The 14,562-nt window shown below is 74.2% G+C and carries 12 protein-coding genes and 1 riboswitch; of the genes, 9 read left to right on the forward strand and 3 right to left on the reverse strand.

Features of this window, described 5'->3' with window-relative positions:
* The first annotated feature begins 194 nt into the window (after positions 1 to 194).
* Together ACT3SP_RS06100 and ACT3SP_RS06105 are read left to right on the forward strand one after the other, a co-directional pair.
* Entirely contained in the window at positions 195 to 2,144 is a 1,950-nt protein-coding gene (locus tag ACT3SP_RS06100) for a DUF222 domain-containing protein (protein ID WP_444586368.1), read from the forward strand.
* A 67-nt stretch (positions 2,145 to 2,211) separates the two neighbouring features.
* Complete coding sequence (locus ACT3SP_RS06105) at positions 2,212 to 3,288, forward strand: FAD-dependent monooxygenase (RefSeq protein WP_444586369.1); 1,077 nt, start codon at positions 2,212 to 2,214, stop codon at positions 3,286 to 3,288.
* Positions 3,289 to 3,406: 118 nt separating this feature from the next.
* Here ACT3SP_RS06105 and ACT3SP_RS06110 read toward each other — a convergent pair whose 3' ends face one another.
* On the reverse strand, positions 3,407 to 4,006 hold the full coding sequence (locus ACT3SP_RS06110; RefSeq protein WP_444586370.1) for a class I SAM-dependent methyltransferase: 600 nt from the start codon (positions 4,004 to 4,006) through the stop codon (positions 3,407 to 3,409).
* Positions 4,007 to 4,204: 198 nt separating this feature from the next.
* Between ACT3SP_RS06110 and ACT3SP_RS06115 the strand changes: the two genes are divergently transcribed.
* Together ACT3SP_RS06115 and ACT3SP_RS06120 are read left to right on the forward strand one after the other, a co-directional pair.
* Entirely contained in the window at positions 4,205 to 5,443 is a 1,239-nt protein-coding gene (locus tag ACT3SP_RS06115; protein WP_444586371.1) for a glycosyltransferase, read from the forward strand.
* Positions 5,440 to 6,231 (forward strand): PIG-L family deacetylase, encoded by a 792-nt coding sequence (locus tag ACT3SP_RS06120; RefSeq protein ID WP_444586372.1) that lies wholly within the window; start codon positions 5,440 to 5,442, stop codon positions 6,229 to 6,231. The genes ACT3SP_RS06115 and ACT3SP_RS06120 overlap by 4 nt, the downstream gene beginning before the upstream one ends.
* A 68-nt stretch (positions 6,232 to 6,299) precedes the next feature.
* Here ACT3SP_RS06120 and ACT3SP_RS06125 read toward each other — a convergent pair whose 3' ends face one another.
* Both ACT3SP_RS06125 and ACT3SP_RS06130 read right to left on the reverse strand, forming a co-directional pair.
* The gene (locus ACT3SP_RS06125; RefSeq protein WP_444586373.1) at positions 6,300 to 7,037 is read right to left on the reverse strand and encodes an endonuclease/exonuclease/phosphatase family protein; all 738 of its coding nucleotides are present in this window, start codon (positions 7,035 to 7,037) and stop codon (positions 6,300 to 6,302) included.
* On the reverse strand, positions 7,034 to 8,098 hold the full coding sequence (locus ACT3SP_RS06130) for an ADP-ribosylglycohydrolase family protein (RefSeq protein ID WP_444586374.1): 1,065 nt from the start codon (positions 8,096 to 8,098) through the stop codon (positions 7,034 to 7,036). Before ACT3SP_RS06130 ends, ACT3SP_RS06125 begins: the two co-directional genes overlap by 4 nt.
* Positions 8,099 to 8,180: 82 nt before the next feature.
* Between ACT3SP_RS06130 and ACT3SP_RS06135 the strand changes: the two genes are divergently transcribed.
* From ACT3SP_RS06135 to ACT3SP_RS06155, 5 genes are all read left to right on the forward strand, one after another.
* Positions 8,181 to 8,975 carry a hypothetical protein gene (locus tag ACT3SP_RS06135; protein WP_444586375.1) on the forward strand — a complete coding sequence of 265 codons (795 nt, stop codon included), beginning with the start codon at positions 8,181 to 8,183 and terminating at the stop codon, positions 8,973 to 8,975.
* Between the two features lie 55 nt (positions 8,976 to 9,030).
* A complete protein-coding gene (locus tag ACT3SP_RS06140; RefSeq protein ID WP_444586376.1) occupies positions 9,031 to 11,055 on the forward strand; it encodes a M13 family metallopeptidase in 2,025 nt (674 codons plus the stop codon).
* Positions 11,052 to 11,618: a hypothetical protein gene (locus tag ACT3SP_RS06145; protein WP_444586377.1), complete on the forward strand. Its 567-nt coding sequence runs from the start codon at positions 11,052 to 11,054 to the stop codon at positions 11,616 to 11,618. Before ACT3SP_RS06140 ends, ACT3SP_RS06145 begins: the two co-directional genes overlap by 4 nt.
* Positions 11,619 to 11,664: 46 nt before the next feature.
* Positions 11,665 to 11,771, forward strand: a riboswitch (TPP riboswitch).
* Positions 11,772 to 11,817: 46 nt separating this feature from the next.
* On the forward strand, positions 11,818 to 12,399 hold the full coding sequence (locus tag ACT3SP_RS06150) for an ECF transporter S component (RefSeq protein ID WP_444586378.1): 582 nt from the start codon (positions 11,818 to 11,820) through the stop codon (positions 12,397 to 12,399).
* 98 nt (positions 12,400 to 12,497) lie between these two features.
* Positions 12,498 to 14,537, forward strand: coding sequence for an ATP-binding cassette domain-containing protein (locus tag ACT3SP_RS06155; RefSeq protein WP_444586451.1), 2,040 nt, complete (start codon positions 12,498 to 12,500; stop codon positions 14,535 to 14,537).
* The last annotated feature ends 25 nt before the right edge of the window (positions 14,538 to 14,562 follow it).

Raw genomic sequence — 14,562 nt, forward strand, 5'->3', positions numbered from 1 at the left:
GGAGCCTCCTTCCGCGCGACCAGCCAGATCCTCACACTCTCGAGTCGTGCGGACACCGTCGCCGACGGAGCGCGCCGTCCGCGACCGCTCCTCCACCGAGCCCCCTTCTCCACATTCTCGTCCACAGCCGAGGAGTTATCCACCGCCCGAGGGCGAGGGTGGTGGTCGCAATCGAATCTCCGTACGATCGCGGCATGGATTCGATGACGCCGCGCGACGACGGGGCCCGGCCCGACGAGGCCTCCCCGCGCCGGGACGATGGCGGGCGCGGGGAGGCCGCCTCGCGCTCGACGGATGTCCTCGACGCCGTCGCCGCCCGTCTCACGGCGGTCGAGGCGAGCGACGGGGCGCGCACCGTGCTCGCGCAGATCGTCTCCGCCACGCTCGTCGCCTTCACCCGCACGAGCTCCGTGCGCGACTCCCTCCCGGACACCGCCCCGGACTCCCCCGCGGAGGCGCTCGCCGTGCTCGGCGGGCTCGATCACCTCCGCTCCTCCCTCGCCGCGGTCGGCGCAGCGTGGCAGGTCGCCGCGGAGGAGCGGATCCGACGGGAGGACCAGGCGCGCGGGTTCCCCGCCGCCGAGCAGGGACGCGGAGCGAATCAGGAGATCGCCCTGGCTCGGCGCGTGTCGCCGGCCGCGTCCTCCTTCTCCCTCGCCGCCGCCCGACGGCTGGTCCAGCAGATGCCCGGCACCGTCGACGGCCTCTGGGAGGGGTCCGTCACCGAGGCGCAGGCCACCACCGTGGCCGCAGCGCTGCGCGGCGCCTCCCCCGCCACCTGCACGCGCGTCGACGAGATGATCCGGGAGAGTCCCGGGACCCTGCAGGGCAAGGGCCACAGACGACTGCGCTCGGACATCGAGCAGATGGTCCAGAGGCTCGAGCCCGAGACCTCCCGCGAGAGGGCCGAACGGGCGGCGCGGGAGCGCCACGTCACGATGACGCCGCTGGCCAACGGGATGGCCCGGGTCACCGCCGTGCTCCGGGGCATCGACGCCGTGGGCATGATGACGTCCCTGAACTCGCGTGCGGAGTCCCTGCGTGCGGCCGGGGAGAAGACCTCCGTGCCCGCGCTCGAGGCGGATCTGCTGGTCGATGCCATCCTGCACCGGGCCGAGGGGTCCGACGAGGCTCCCTCCCGGCCCCGACCGACCCCCGGCCTCGACGTCGGCATCATCGTGACCGACACGGCGCTGCTGGGACGACAGGACGAGGATCAGAGCGCGCAGCTCGAGGGCTACGGATCGATCCCGGCGCACATCGTCACGGACACACTGCTCGGGCGTCCGCCCGGGCATCTCCGGCACACGGTGCCCGAGCATCCTGACGACGAGGTCACAGCGTTCTACCGGCGCGTGTACTCGGAACCGCGCACGTGCGATCTGATCGCGATGGAGTCGCAGGCCAGGGCATTCCCCGCCGGGTTGGCCAGGATCCTGCGGTGGCGCGACACCACCTGCCGCACCCCGTGGTGCAACGCGAAGATCCGGCAGGCGGACCATGTGGTCCCGTCACATCGCGGCGGCCCCACCAGCTACGCGAACGGCCAAGGGCTGTGCGTGCGCTGCAACCTGCTCAAGGAGCACGGGTCCTGGGTGATCGCACCGCTCGACGGCGCCGGTCTGGACATCGCCGGGTTCGATGCGACTCCGGCGGACCCGACGGAGGCGGAGGACGCGGCGGACGCGGATCGCGCGGAGGATGCGGAGGACGTCACGGAGGCCACGGGCTCCTCGGACACCACAGGCTCCTCGGACACCACGGGCTCCTCGGACCCCCGGAACGCCTCGGCCATCACCAGCGGTGCCGACGCTCTGGACGCACCGGCCGCTGGCGAGCGCGCCGCGTCCCCGCAGTCACCACCAGCCGCCTGGTTCTGGATCAGCCCTCACGGTGCGCAGGGGATCTCGACCACGCCGCCGCTGCACCTCCCGGCGACGACGGGGCCGCAGGAGCGACGACCGGACCCAGTCGCTCCGCCCGTCACAGACGGTCCGCACGACGCAGACGGTCCGCACGACGCAGACACGGCCCTCGACGCGGACGGTCCGCCCGACGGGGATCCGCCGCCGATCCCGTCGGACCCGCCGCCGCCGGCACCGCCGTCCTCGCCGCCAGCCCCACCGTTCCGGCCGCCCACGTAGAGTCCCGCCCACATGGCGTCCCGCCCGCATAGAGTCGGAGCACGCTTCTCGACCACGGAGTGCATCCATGCCCCCTGCCCTCACGATCCGCGTCCTCGGTGCCGGTGTGTCCGGGCTCGCCGCCGCCGGCCTCCTGGCCGCCGACGGGCATCACGTCGACCTGATCGACGAGCGCTTCGACGTCCCGGCCGTCGGGACCGCTCTCGGGCTGTTCCGCTCCGCGCAGCGGGTCCTGGAGCGTCTCGGGGTCCTGGATGCCGTGCGCGCGGCCGCCGCAGCCCCGCAGAAGGGCACGCTCCGCACGGCCGACGGCAGAGTGCTCGCCACCGTGCCCGCCGGGGACGTCCTCCTCATCGCCCGTTCGGACCTGGTGCGAATCCTGCAGGATGCTCTGCCGCGCTCCGTGATCACGCACCGCCGTCGAATCGAGGACGTCCGCCCCCTGCGCGCGGGCGCCGATCTCCTCGTCGGCGCCGACGGCGTCCACTCGCTGACGCGGCGCTCGGGCTGGCCCGGTCGGCCCCGTGCCCGCGACCATGGCGCCACCGTGCTGCGCGGCACCGCGGAGGTGCCTCCGCCCGAGATCTCCGAGACGTGGGGCCGCGGCTGGCTGTTCGGCATCACCCCACTGGCCGGGGAGCGCACCAACTGGTTCGCCGGCATCCCCGTGCACCGCACCGTGTCCCGTGCCGAGGACCTCGCGCATCTGCGTCACGTGGTGGGCGGGCATCGGGACGAGATCGACACCGTCCTCGCCGCAGCCACTCCGGAGCGCACCCTCGTGCACGGCATCCACACGGTCCCGCCGCTGATCCCGGTGCGAGAGGACGTGGTGCTGCTGGGCGACGCCGCACATGCGATGGCGCCGAACCTGGGCCACGGCGCGAACACCGCGCTGCAGGACGCCGACGCCCTGGCCGCGGCGCTCCGTGAGGCGCCGTGCTCCGTGGGCCGAGCGCTGACCCTCTTCGCACAGCGGCGCACGCTCCCGGGACAGGGATGGCGGGTGGCCTCCGGGATGGTGGCGGCCATCGCGATGACCAGCGATCACGCCGCGCTGAGGGACCGCACGCTCGGCGGGGTCAGGTGGCCGGGAAGGGCCGGAAGGGCCGGGGACCTCGGAATGCTCGACCGTTCCGCATGAGCCCCGTCCGCAGGGCGTCCAGGAGCACCTGCCGCGGGTGCAGAAGCACCTGCCGACGGTGCACGAGGGTCTGCAGAGAGTGAGGCGGCGCCCGCGGAGGGCGGCCGCCGGGGCCGGATCAGCGCAGCTTGCGCGCGAGGGTCGTGATGACGTGCCAGTGCTTCTTGTCGGCCAGGAAGCGCCCGTCCTCGTCGCGGATCGACCGGTCGACGACCTGGAACCCGGAGAACATCGCATCGATCTCCTCGAGCGGCAGGGTCGCGACGTCCGCGCGCTCCGCCCAGGAGTCATTGGTCCCGAAGAAGTCCACCGCCATGACGCCGCCGCGCGGGAGCGCCGCCACCAGCTTCCGCCAGACCTCCGGCAGTGCCGAAGGACCCAGCAGGCCCAGCGTGTAGGTCGAGTACACGATCTGCGCGGAAGGGAACACGGGAACGTCCGCGATGTCGGTGTGATGGAAGTGCACCGAGCCGGTCATCCGCTCGTTCTCGACGAGGCGGGCGGCGAGGGTGTCGTCGCTGTCGTAGGCATGGACGGTCCAACCGCGCCGCGCGAACTGGAGCGAATCGGCCCCGGCCCCGGCGCCGAGATCGAGCACGGTGCCCGGTTGACGGTCGCCACCGGCCGCGGCGATCGCCTTGGCCACCAGTCGGCGGGCAGGACGGCCCGCAGCGTGGGCGTTCAGTGCAGCCCAATCAACTTTCTCCGCCGTCTCCATGCTTGTCAGGCTCCATGATGCTGATGCCCGTTTCAACTTCCCGTGACGCAGGCCGCGTGAAGTTTCGTCACGGGCGAACACAGGAGGGCGATCCATCGCATCCCCGCACCGCCGTGGGGCCTCCCGCGAACTGACGGGCGTACCCCGGGCGCAGGAAGGGGACCCGCCCGCGCATCGGCCCGGCCTAGGATGGCGGGCATGTCGGCCACCTCGTTGCGCATCGCCGCGATCTCCCTGCACACCTCCCCGCTCGAGGAGCCCGGCGGCGCCGATGCCGGGGGGATGAACGTGGTCGTGCTCGAGCAGGCCCTCGCGCTCGCCCGGCTCGGCCACCGCGTGGATCTGTTCACCCGGCGCAGCGACCCCTCCGCCCCGGACGTCGTCGAGGTCGCCGACGGCGTGCGACTCCTCCACCTGGACGCGGGCCCCGCCGAGCCTCTCGCCAAGAGCGCGATGGACCGGACGATCGCTCCCTTCCGCCGCGCGCTGCACGAGATCCTCGCCGGCGCGGCGAACAGCGACGGCTGGGACCTGATCCACTCCCACCACTGGTTCAGCGGCGTCGCGGCCCTGCCTCTGGCGCGCGAGCTCGGCATCCCTCACCTGCAGTCCTTCCATTCCGTCGCCGCGCCCGAGGGGTCCGGGACCCTCGATGCGGGCGAGCCCGCCGAGTCCGAGGGACGCATCCCCGGCGAGCAGTTCGCCGCCACCGGCTCCGATCTCGTCATCGCCGTCTCCGAGGCCGAGGCCCGGACCGTCGGCGAGCGCTACGGCGTGCCCGGGTCCCGGCTGGCGGTGGTGCGTCCCGGGGTGGACATCGAGCGCTTCCGTCCCTGCGACGACGTCTCCGCACGGCGCCTTCGACCGACGGTGCTGTTCACGGCGCGCCTGCAGCCCCTCAAGGGTCCCGACCTCGCTCTCGAGGTGCTCGCCCACCTGGACCCGGCCCTCGAGGCGCGTCTGGTGCTCGCCGGCGGGGTCTCCCAGGACTTCGAGGACTACCTCGAGCATCTGCGGGCGCTGGCCCGGGAGCTCGGCGTCGAGGATCGCGTCGACTTCGTCGGCTCGCTGGACCGCGACCAGCTCGCCGAGGAGATGCGCTGCGCCGGCGCGCTGCTGCTGACCAGCTGGTCGGAGACCTTCGGTCTCGTCGCCCTCGAAGCCCAGGCCAGCGGCACCCCGGTGATCGCCTGGCGCTGCGCGGGCGGGGTGCAGGAGGCCGTCGCCCCCGACGGTCTGGTCCTCGAGTCGCGCGACCCCGACGTCTGGGCCGAGGCCCTGCAGGCCCTGCTCGGCGACGCCGACGGGTACGACGCCGCGGTGCGATCCGCCCGCGAGTTCGCCGCGACCCGCACCTGGGACGCCGCCGCCGACGCTCTGGCCGCCCAGTACGAGCGCCTGCTCGTGCACCGCACCTCGCCCGGAGGGACCGCATGAGCTCCGGTCCCCGAGATCCCTGGGAGCTGCTCGGGACGGCACGGACCGTCCTGGCCGTCCACGCCCACCCGGACGACGAATCGCTCTCCACCGGGGCCCTGCTCGCCTCGCTGTCCGCCGCCGGCACCCGTGTGGTGCTGGTGACCGCGACCCGGGGCGAGGAGGGCGAGGTGGTGCCCGGCGCCGTCTCCCCCGAGGACCCCAGACCGCTCGAGGCGGTCCGGGAGACGGAGATCGACGCCGCGACCCGCACGCTCGGGATCGCCGAGCGGCACTGGCTCGGCACCGCGCCCGCTCTCGCGCCCGACGCCGCTCCGCGTCGCTACCGCGACTCCGGGATGCGGTGGGTGCGCGAGGGCCTCGCCGGCCCGTCCGACACCGCCGGTCCGGACAGCTTCTCCCACCGCCCCCTGGACCAGGCCGTCGCGGATCTGTCGGCGCTCATCGGGCAGCTCCGGCCCGACGCCGTGATCGGGTACGACGACGAGGGGACCTACGGGCACCCCGACCACGTCCGCGCCCACCACGTGACCGCTCAGGCCTGCGCCCGCACCGGCACGCCCCTGCTCGAGGTCGCGAGCACCCCGGACGGCGGGGCCGACGGCGCCGTCTCCTCCTTCCGGTGGCGCGAGCATCCCGGCACCGCCGAGACCGTGCGGCGGGCCGTCGACTCCTACCGCACCCAGCTCACCGTCGTCGGCCCGGTCCCCGGGGGCATCGCGATCCGCCACGTGGGCGGGCAGGACGACGTCGTCGCGCTGCGCACGGGGCTGCGTCTGCGCGGCTGAGCGGTCGGGAGGGGAACCCGGGGCGCCCGGGAAGGGGGCCCGGGCCGCTCGGTGAGGGGACCCGGTGCTCAGAGAGAGACGTCCAGCAGGGTCGGGCGGTGGTCGGAGGCCCCGGCCAGCCGTTCCTCCTCGACCCGTGCGGTGCCGTGCACGGCGCGCGCCTGCCGCACCCGCACTCCGTCGGTGACCAGGATCGCGTCGATCCGGCGGGTGGGTGCCGCGGCGGGGAAGGTGTGCTGGTCCGTCCCCGCGGGATCGGCGAGCAGGGGAGCCAGGAAGCGCCGCGCGGCACCGTCGGCCGTCTCGTTGAGGTCCCCGCCGACGATGACCGGCGCCCCGGCCCCGCGCACCAGCGCCGCCAGGTGCTCGGCATGATGCATCCGGTTGTCCTCCTGCAGCGCCAGATGGGTCGAGGAGACCACCACCGCGCCGCCGCCGGGCACCGACAGCCGCACCGCGGCGACGCCGCGGGGGTAGGTCGAGCTCAGGTCCGAGACCGTCTGCGCGACGGGATGGACCCCGCGACGGATCACCTGCGCGGCGATCTCGTCGGTGGCGAGGATCGCCAGACCGCGCCCGCCGGCCCCGCCCACCAGGATCCGACGATCGATACGACGCGCGAACCAGCGCAGCCGCGCCGACGGGAGCACGAAGCGGGGCGCCTCCTGGATCAGCAGCACATCGGGCCGCAGGTCCTCCACCGTCTCGATCAGCGCCCGCAGGTCCCCGCGCAGCTCCCACAGGTTCCAGGCCAGGATCCGCAGATCCCAGGCCTCCCGGGGGAGGGTCTCCGGGGAGGACGTCATGCGGCTCCGTCCTCGCCGGACTCGTCGACCATCGGCTCGATCACGCGCTCGACCAGCCCCCACAGCTCGTCGACCTCGTAGCCGGGCCAGCCGAACAGCGCGCGCCGCCACTCCGGCGGCACCGCCTTGGGACCCAGCGCGGCCCCGGTCAGCGCACCGACGATGCAGGCGACGGTGTCCGTGTCGTAGCCGGCGCGGACCGCCGCCTCGAGCACCGCGACCATCGCCTCGCGCTGCGCGAACTTCCCCTCCGGGATCGGCCCCATGCCGACGATCGCCGCCCAGGCGGCCTGGAAGGCCCCGACCACCCAGCCGTTGCGGCGGAACCGGACCGGGGACGACTCCTCGGCCTCCTCGATCCACTCGCCCCACGCCGCACGGCGCCCCTCGGGCAGCCGCGGCAGACCCACCCTCACGTCCATCTCCCCGGTGAGGACCGCGTGCCGCACGGCCAGCCCCCACAGCGTGCAGGCCTCGAGGGTCTCCGGATGCACGTGTGTCAGGCGGCACACCGCCTCGATCCCCTCGACCGCGTCGTCCTCCGAGGACAGCAGATAGGGCAGCACCGAGGCGTGCACGCGCCCCAGCGACCCGTTGCCGGCGGAGGCCGGCAGCTCCTCGTGAGCGGCCTCCGCGGCCCGACGGAAGTCCGCCGCCCGGGGCGCGTAATGACCGCTCTCACGGGCGAGGTCCGCCGCGGTGCGCACCACCTGCGAGGTCAGCGTCCCGATGTCCGGGGTGCCCAGCGACCAGGAGTACCACTCACGCGCGATGTGGTCCTGTGCCGTCTCGATCCGCAGGTCATGACCGTCGGACGCCGCGAGCGAGGCCTCCAGCACCACGATCGCCATCGACGTCTCGTCGGTCCACTCCCCCGGCTGCCAGTCCAGGATCCCGCCGCCGATCATCTCGACCTCCTCGGAGTCCACCACCGGGGGCTGGAACTCGTAGGGAGCGCCCAGGGCGTCGCCCGCGGCGGCCGCCACCACCGCGCCGACGGCGCGCTGGCGCTGGGCAGCGGACAGGCCCGCGCCGCCGGTCTTCCTCGCATCCGTCCTCACGAACCCATCGTTCCACACCGCCGGTGGCGGACCGCACGGCGTCTCGCCCCCGCTACCCTGGTGGGGACCCAGAAGGAGCTCCATGACCGACACCCCCGCAGCGGCCGGGCCGCACTGTGACGACCCCCACGACCACACCGGACACGACCATCCCCCCACCGGTGCGGATCTGGTCCGGGACCTCGTCAAGGGGCTGTCGATCCAAGCGCTGCTGATCCCTGCGCTCGCGGTGGTGCTGCTGATCGCGATCCTGCCCTTCGCGCCCGTGAGCCCCGTCCCGCTGCTGCTGGGCATCGGTCTGGGCGCCGCGCAGCTGGCCTCGCTGGTCGCCACCAGCCTCTTCGTGGCCCGCACCCGCACCCAGCTGGCCGTCAACCCGGGACTGCTGGCCGTGCGCAGCGTGGTCGACGAGCTGCTGCGCGTGGCGGCGGTGCTGCTGGCGGTGCTGCTGTGGCCCGCGGACATCCGGGCCGAGCTCGGCGTCTGGGTGGGCGCGGGCTGCGCCCTGGTGTGGCTCATCCTCGCCACCGCCCAGACCGTCACTACCCGGCAGCGCATCGCCCGCCCCGGCGACTGGTCCACGGAGGCGATCTCGACCCTGCTCGCGCAGCGCGTCGGGGCGCGCTCCACCGTGATCATGCGCCTGCTCGACGTGGCGGGCACCGCGATGTTCCAGGTCGGCGCGACGATCCTGGTGATCCTCTCGCCCGTGCTCGTGATCGGCACGATCGTGCTCTCGATCGGCGTCGGCCTGTCGACCCTCGTGCTGCACCGCCGCCCGCCCGCCGATCGCGCCCGCAGCCCCTGGGCCTACGCCCCCGTCGGCCTCGGGCTGCTGGCCCTCGCGCTGGCCTCCTTCGGGCTGCTCGCCCTCTGACCCGCGTCCGCCGGACGCCGCCCTCGACCACCCCACCTCACCGCAGGAGCCGATGATGACCACTGCCCCCGCCGCCCGCCGTTCGGGCCTCTCCCTCGACCAGGTCGACGACGCCGTCCGGATCCAGGACGACCTCTTCGGACACGTCAACGGGCGCTGGCTGCGCGAGCACGAGATGCCCGCGGACCGCTCGAGCGACGGTGCCTTCCACGCCCTGCGCGACCTCTCGGAGGACCAGGTGCGCGAGATCGTCGAGGAGGCCGCGGCCGACGTCGAGCGCGCCGACCCCGCCGGGGAGCAGGTCCCCACCAGCGACCACGCCCGGGTGGGCGCGCTGTACCGGATGTTCATGGACACCGACGCGATCGAGCGGGCGGGGCTCGGGGTCCTCGAGGACCTGCTGGGCACCATCACCGCCGCCGCCGATCTCGAGGCGATCACGCGCACCATGGCCGCCCCCGACTCCGGGGCCTCCGCGCTGCTGTCCTACGTGTGGACCGATGACCACGACTCCACGAGCTACCAGGTCAAGATCCACCAGGGCGGGCTGGGCCTGCCCGACGAGTCCTACTACCGCGAGGACCGCTACGCCGAGATCCGCGAGGCCTACACGGCGCACCTGGCGAACCTCGCCCGCCTCGCCGAGCTGCCCGGCCGCGAGGGCCTGGTCGCCGGGTCCCCGGAGGACCTCGCCGGCGCCGTGATGGTCTTCGAGACCCGTCTGGCCGCCTGCCACGTGGACGTGGTCCGCCTGCGCGACCGTGAGAAGTCCTCCAACCCGATGGACGCCGCCCAGCGCCGCGAGCTCGCCCCGTCCTTCCCCTGGGAGGCCTTCGTCGAGGGCACCGAGGCGCCCAGCGCCGCCTTCGAGGTCGTCTCGGTGGGCCAGCCCGAGTTCGTCTCCGCGGCCGCCGAGCTGCTGGCCGGCGAGGACCTCGACGTGCTGCGCAGCTGGCTGGCCGTGCACGCGGTCGCCGCCTACGCCCCCTACGGCCCCGCCGCCCTGGTCGAGGAGGACTTCGCCTTCTCCGGCCGGATCCTCTCCGGCGCCGAGCAGCTGCGGGAGCGCTGGAAGCGCGCCGTCGCCTTCGTCGAGGGCGTCGTCGGCTTCGCCGTCGGCCGGGAGTACGTCTCCCGCCACTTCCCCGCCGCCCACAAGGAGCGGATGACCGAACTGGTCGACGCCCTGCTGGACGCCTACCGCGACTCCATCGAGACGCTGCCCTGGATGACCCCGGCCACCCGGCAGAAGGCGCTCGCGAAGCTCGCGAGGTTCACCCCGAAGATCGGCTACCCCGAGAAGTGGCGGGAGTACGACGGACTGGAGATCGTGCCCGGCGACCTCGTCGCCACCGCCCGCGCCTCGCGCCGCTTCGACGCGGCCTACGAGTACGCGAAGGTGGGCGGCCCGATCGACGAGACCGAGTGGCACATGACCCCGCAGACGGTCAACGCCTACTACAACCCTGGCCGCAACGAGATCGTCTTCCCGGCCGCGATCCTGCAGCCCCCGTTCTTCGACGCCGAGGCGGACGACGCCGTGAACTTCGGCGGGATCGGCGCCGTCATCGGCCACGAGGTGGGGCACGGCTTCGACGACCAGGGCTCCAAGTACGACGGCGACGGCAACCTGATCTCCTGGTGGACGCCGGAGGACCGGGAGGCCTTCGACGGCCGGGCGGCGCAGCTCATCGCCCAGTACTCCGAGCTGTCCCCGCGCGAGCTCGACGACACTCATCGCGTCAACGGGGCTCTGACCATCGGCGAGAACATCGGCGACCTGGGCGGGCTCTCGATCGCGGTCAAGGCGTATCTGTCCCGCAGGGACGCCGAGGAGGTCGCCGCCGAGCTCGACGGCCTCGACGGCCTGCAGCGCGTCTTCTGGTCCTGGGCGACCGTGTGGCGGGGCCGGAACCGCACCCAGGAGGCGATCCGACGCCTGGCCGTGGACCCCCACGCCCCGATGGAGTTCCGCTGCAACTCCGTGGTGGGCCACCTCGAGGAGTTCCACACCGCCTTCGACGTGACCGAGGGCGATGCCATGTACCGCGCCCCCGAGGAGCGGGTGGCGATCTGGTGAGACCGGACCCGCCGTTCTACGTGGGCCGCACCCGGCCCACCTCCGTCGGCTGGACCCGCATCGGGGTGACGCTCCTGTGCGGCGCGGTGCTCGCCGTGCTCATGGCCCAGCGCTCCTCGACGCCGGTGGTGCTGCTGGTGGTGGTGCTCTTCCTCGCCCTGTCGCTGTGGACCTGGATGGGCCAGGCCACCCGCTTCATCGTCGACGAGCACGGGATCACGGTGAGCCTCGGCGGATTCCTGCCGCGCCGGCCGTGGCCGGTCGAGAACTTCCGCACCGTGCAGCTGCGCGAGATGCCGTCCTCGACGGTGGGCGTGACCCTCGGCGGCTACGGCTGGCGGCGAGGGAAGGCGATCACGTCGCGGCCCGAGGAGCTCACCCCCGTCGGCCGCCGGAAGATCTTCACCGTCGCCGGGACCCAGCAGCCCTACCGGATGCTGGTCACCCGCCCCGGTACGCTGGTCGAGATCATCGGCCGCGACGCCCCGCACTACATCCTCTCCCCCGAGGATCCGCAGGCGACCGCGGAGGCGGTGGACCAGGCGATCCGGGCGCGCCGCTGAGCGCGGCGCCGTCCCTCGTCCGGGCACGCTAGACTGGGCGATCGTCATCCACTGACAGGGGAGCACCTCCGGGTGCTGAGAGTGCGCACACGAGCGCAGACCCTCGAACCTGATCCGGCTCGCACCGGCGTAGGGAGTCGGGATATCCGCGCGGCACCACCGGTGGCGCACGCCCCTTCCACTCATGGGAGGAGAAGTGATGACCCGCTATCGCACCGTGGACCTGCTGGTGACCGTCCTGATCGGAGCGGCCTTCGGCGTCGCGTTCCTGGGCTACGGCCAGCTGTACACGCTGATCGGCCCGCTCACCGCGGCCTTCAAGCCCGCCGAGGGGCTGCTGGCAGGGATCTGGTTCCTGCCGGCGATGCTCGCCGCCCTCATCGTGCGCAAGCCCGGCGCCGCCCTGCTCGCGGAGATGATCGCCGCGGTGCTCTCGATGCTGCTGGGCAGCCAGTGGGGCTGGGGCACCGCGATCTCCGGGCTGATGCAGGGCGGCGGCGTGGAGCTCGCCTTCCTGCTCACCCGCTACCGCCGCTTCACCCTGCCGGTGGCCGTGCTGGGCGGCGTGCTCGCCGCGCTGCTCGAATGGGGCTGGGAGAAGTTCGCCTACTACCAGGAGATGAGCTGGGCCTTCTCCGGCGCCATGCTCGGCTTCTTCGTGCTCTCCGGGGTGCTGCTGTGCGGCGTGCTGGGCTGGGCGGCCACCCGCGCCCTGGTCGCCACCGGGGCGGTGGACTCCCTCGCCGCCGGCCGGGAGCACTCCCGGGCCGCGGCCGTCTGAGCGGAGGGAAGAGGATCACCCCGCCGAGCGCCCCGACCGCCGCGGGTCTGCGCCTGGACGGCCTGCGGTGGCGCCCCCTCTCGCGCCGCGAGCCGACCATCGCGGGCCTCGACCTCGAGATCCCGCACGGCCAGCGGGTGCTGCTCGCCGGGGCCAGCGGCAGCGGCAAGTCGACCGTGCTGCGCGCCCTGGCCGGCCTGCTCGACGAGGAGGACGGCGAGGGCGCGGGCCTGCTCCCGCCGCCGCAGCGGCCCGGCGAGCGCGGACTGCTGCTGCAGAACCCCGCGCACGCCCTGGTCGCCGCGACCATCGCGAGGGACACCGCCTTCGGACCCGAGAACGCCGGCCTGGAGCGCCCCGAGATCCGCGCCCGGGCGGAGGCGGCCCTCGACGCGGCGCAGGTGCGGATCGATCCCTCCCGCGCACCGCTGGACGCCTCCGGGGGCCAGCAGCAGCGAGTCGCGCTGGCCGGCGCGCTCGCCCTGGACCCCGAGCTGCTGCTGCTCGACGAGCCCACCAGCATGCTCGATGCCGACACCGCCGCGCTGGTGCGCGAGGCGGTGCTGTCCGCCTGCGCTCGGTCGGGCTCCACCCTGGTGGTCGCCGAGCACCGCCTGGAGCCCTGGATCCCCCACATGGACCGGCTGGTGGTGCTCGGCGCGCAGGCGGAGGTGCTCGCCGACGGCGCGCCGGGGACCGTCCTGCACGAGCAGGAGACGCTGCTGCGGCAGGCGGGGGTGCTGGGGGCTGGGCCTCGGGGTGCGGGGCCGCTGGGCGCGGGGCCGCCGACGGCGGGACCGGAGCGGGGACGGGCGGCGGGGGCCCCGGTCCTCGCCTCCCTCGAGGGCGTCACCGTGCCGGGACGCGGGCTGCGCGAGCCCCTGGACCTCGAGGCGCGGACCGGGCGGCTCACCGTGCTCACCGGCCCCAGCGGCGCCGGGAAGACGACGCTGCTGCGCACCCTGCTCGACCCGGGCGAGCCGGCCACCGGCACCGTCACCCGGCCGGAGCCCGCTCGGATCGCGTTCGTCCCCCAGGACCCCGAGCACTCCTTCGTCGCCGGGACCGCGGGCGAGGAGATGCTCGCCTCCCCGTGGGCCGAGGATCCCCGACTCGCGGAGGAGCTGCTCGAGCGGGCCGGTCTCGCGGCCCTGCGCGGCGCACCTCCGCACCGCCTCTCGGGCGGGGAGCAGCGTCGGCTCGCGATCGCCGCGGCCCTGGCCCAGTCCCCCGCGCTGCTGGTCCTGGACGAGCCCACCGTCGGCCTGGACGCCCGCCGCCGCGGCGCGGTGGTCGACCTGCTCGCCGAGGCGTCCTCCCGCGGCTGCGCGGTCCTCGTCGCCACCCATGATCCCGAGCTGATCGGGATCGCCGACCACCGCACCGAGCTGCCGGCCCCGGACCCCGCCGGCCCTCCTCCCCCGCCACGTCGCAGGATCCCCGCCGACGCCCTGAACCCGCTGACCCGCTGCCTGATCGGGATCCTCGCCGCGATCGGCTCCTTCGCCGTCGAGTCCTGGCAGGGCGGACTGCTCGCGCTGGCGCCGACGCTGCTGCTGGCCCCGCTCGCGGTGCGCACGCCGCGCGGCGCGCTGCTGCGCCTGGTGCCGATCCTGCTCTCCGCCGCGGGACTGGCCTGGACCACCGCCCTGCTCGGCGACGCGCCCTCCCTCTCCGGCGAGGCCTGGCTGGTGGGGCTCAAGGAGGCCTCCCGCATCACCGCGTTCGTCGCCCCGGGGGTGCTCGCGCTCGGCAGCGTCGAGGCGACGCCGCTCGGGGACGCCCTCGGGCAGCGACTGCGGCTGCCGGCGCGCCCGGTCGCCGCCTCCGTGGTGGCGCTGGTGCGGGTGGGTCACCTGGGCCGTCAATGGGAGACGATCCTGCGCACCCGGATCCGTCGCGGCCTGGGCACCGCCCGCTCCCCGCGCCTGCTCGCCGGCGCCACCCTCGCCCTGCTGGTGGACACCCTGCGCGGTGCGGAGCAGCAGGCGCTCGCCATGGACTCGCGCGGCTTCGCGACCGCCGCGGGACGCACCTGGGCCGAGCCCAGCCGGTTCCGCCGGGCGGACCTGTGGGGGCTGGGGATCGCGCTGGTCCTGCTCCTCTGGCCCGCGCTCGCCGGGCTCGCCGTGGCATGAGCGCTGTGGCACGAGCGCTGCGGCA

The sequence above is a fragment of the Brachybacterium sp. AOP43-C2-M15 genome (assembly GCF_052446295.1).
GTDB lineage: Bacteria > Actinomycetota > Actinomycetes > Actinomycetales > Dermabacteraceae > Brachybacterium.

Excerpts from the sequence above, each read along its gene's own strand:
- ACT3SP_RS06135 (WP_444586375.1), top strand. The coding sequence starts at position 8,181 with ATGACCGACACCCCCGCAGCGGCCGGGCCGCACTGTGACGACCCCCAC.
- ACT3SP_RS06105 (WP_444586369.1), top strand. The coding sequence starts at position 2,212 with ATGCCCCCTGCCCTCACGATCCGCGTCCTCGGTGCCGGTGTGTCCGGG.
- ACT3SP_RS06115 (WP_444586371.1), top strand. The coding sequence starts at position 4,205 with ATGTCGGCCACCTCGTTGCGCATCGCCGCGATCTCCCTGCACACCTCC.
- ACT3SP_RS06150 (WP_444586378.1), top strand. The coding sequence starts at position 11,818 with ATGACCCGCTATCGCACCGTGGACCTGCTGGTGACCGTCCTGATCGGA.
- ACT3SP_RS06125 (WP_444586373.1), bottom strand. The coding sequence starts at position 7,037 with ATGACGTCCTCCCCGGAGACCCTCCCCCGGGAGGCCTGGGATCTGCGG.
- ACT3SP_RS06110 (WP_444586370.1), bottom strand. The coding sequence starts at position 4,006 with ATGGAGACGGCGGAGAAAGTTGATTGGGCTGCACTGAACGCCCACGCT.
- ACT3SP_RS06120 (WP_444586372.1), top strand. The coding sequence starts at position 5,440 with ATGAGCTCCGGTCCCCGAGATCCCTGGGAGCTGCTCGGGACGGCACGG.
- ACT3SP_RS06100 (WP_444586368.1), top strand. The coding sequence starts at position 195 with ATGGATTCGATGACGCCGCGCGACGACGGGGCCCGGCCCGACGAGGCC.
- ACT3SP_RS06140 (WP_444586376.1), top strand. The coding sequence starts at position 9,031 with ATGACCACTGCCCCCGCCGCCCGCCGTTCGGGCCTCTCCCTCGACCAG.